This window comes from Streptomyces sp. NPDC002044 (assembly GCF_040296725.1).
GTDB lineage: Bacteria > Actinomycetota > Actinomycetes > Streptomycetales > Streptomycetaceae > Streptomyces > Streptomyces antarcticus.
In genome coordinates, this window is record NZ_JBEOXU010000311.1 from 1 (window position 1) to 1,937 (window position 1,937).

The 1,937-nt window shown below is 72.1% G+C and carries 2 protein-coding genes; both read left to right on the forward strand.

The window, feature by feature from the left end; translation table 11 throughout:
• Window positions 1-303: 303 nt before the first annotated feature.
• Complete coding sequence (locus ABT106_RS31840; protein WP_351284508.1) at window positions 304-552, forward strand: phosphopantetheine-binding protein; 249 nt, start codon at window positions 304-306, stop codon at window positions 550-552.
• A gap of 39 nt (window positions 553-591) precedes the next feature.
• Window positions 592-1,893, forward strand: coding sequence for an enterobactin transporter EntS (entS, locus tag ABT106_RS31845; RefSeq protein ID WP_351284511.1), 1,302 nt, complete (start codon window positions 592-594; stop codon window positions 1,891-1,893).
• The last annotated feature ends 44 nt before the right edge of the window (window positions 1,894-1,937 follow it).

Below are 1,937 nucleotides of genomic sequence, written 5' to 3' on the forward strand. Positions count from 1 at the left end.
GGAGCATCCGCTCCGGCCCGGCCCCGACGCGCGCCCGGACACCTGGAGGTCCGGGCCGCTCCGCCCCTGCGGGACGGGCGGGTGCCCGAGGGCGATACCGCACCTCGATTTTAGGTTAGCCTGGCCTCACTTTTGACGATCTTCGACCCCGCGCCCAACAGCCGCCACGCCAGGGCCGGTTCGACGGAAGGGGCGGGCCGGTTCGCCGGGGAACCCGGCTTGACGTGCGGCTTCACATTTAGTTAGGTAAGCCTTGCCTAAATAAACACTGTGGTGCTCGGGCCCCGAGGAGAGAGTCGTCCCTTGTCTGAATCACTGTCCTTCCCGTCGTTCACGCTCGACCGCCTGGTCCAGGACGTCGCCGACGTGCTCTACACGGAGCCCTGCGACGTGTCCCTGGAAGAGGACCTCCTCGACCAGGGGCTCGACTCGATCCGGCTGATGTCGCTCATAGAGAAGTGGCGGGCCGAAGGCGCCAAGGTCACCTTCGTCGACCTCGCCGAGCGTCCGACCCTGCGCCAGTGGGCCGAACTGCTCACCCCCGCAGCCTGATACCCGCCTCCCCCACACCTGCCCGCCCCGGAGCCTGCCGTGCCTCTGCGTGACTTCGTCATAGACATCGAACCCCTGCGCACCAGCCGCGACTTCCGCGCGATCTTCATCGCCCGCGTGGTGTCCCTGTTCGGCCTCGGCATGGCGACGGTGGCCCTGTCCGCCCAGGTGTACGGGCTGACGCACTCGACCTTCAACGTCGCCGTCGCCAGCATGATCATGAGCATCAGCGTCCTGCTCGGCTCGCTCTGGGGCGGCGTGATGGCCGACCGGACCGACCGCAGGCGCCTGATCGTGTGGGCCCGCGCCGCCGCCGCGCTCGCCTTCGCCGGCCTCGCCGTGAACGCCTTCCTGCCCGACCCGAGCCTGTGGGCCATCTACGCCTGCGTCGCCTGGGACGGACTGGCCACCGGTGTCAGCGTGACGGCCCTGATGGCCGTCGCCCCCACCCTGGTACGCCCCGACCAGCTCCCCGCGGCGGGCGCCCTGATCTCCCTGACCGGTGAGATCGGCTCCATCAGCGCGCCGTTCCTCGGCGGCATCCTCCTCGCCCTGTGGGGCGCCGGACCCGTCTTCGCCTTCACCGCGGTCACCACGGCCGTCACCACCTTCCTGATCGCCCGGATCCGGCCCCTGCCCCCGGTCAAGGGCGACGAGGACGACGAGGAGTACGACGCCGACAGCGGATCCCTGCTCGTCGCCTTCACATACGCCCTGCGCCACCGCGTCGTGGGCGGCCTGCTCACGCTCGGCGGCGTGATGGCGCTGTTCAACGTGCCGGTCGTGCTCTTCCCCGAGATGGTCGACCGGCAGTTCAACGGCAGCGAGGTCATGCTCGGCCTCCTCTACACCGCCCCCGCGGTCGGCGCGGTCGTCATCTCCGCCACCAGCGGCTGGCTCACCCGCGCCGCCCGGCCCGGCCGGCTCCTGCTCGGCGCCGCCTTCACCGGCGGCCTGGCCACCGTCGGCTTCGGCCTCAGCGGCAACATCTGGGTCGCCTTCGCCCTGCTCGCCGTCTGCGGCGCCGCCGGAACCGTGTACGAGATCCTCGAGTACGCCCTCGTCCAGCACAGCACGCCGGACCGGCTGCGCGGCCGCATCGTCAGCGTCATCACCACGCAGGGCACCACCGGCGGCGTCGTCGGCGACGTCGAAGTCGCCGCCCTCGCACGCTGGTTCAGCCCCGGTGGCGCCGCCGTCGTCAACGGCGTCATCTGCGCCGTCACCGCCGTGGCCGTGGCCATCGCCGTACCCGGCCTGCGCAAGGCCACCCTGCCCCGCGAGGAAGAGGAGCCGGACCGGGAGCCCGCCGCCGCGCCCCCCTCGGCCCCCGGCGCCTGACCCCGGCGCCCGGACCCGGCCCGCGCCTCCCCGGGGCCGCGGGC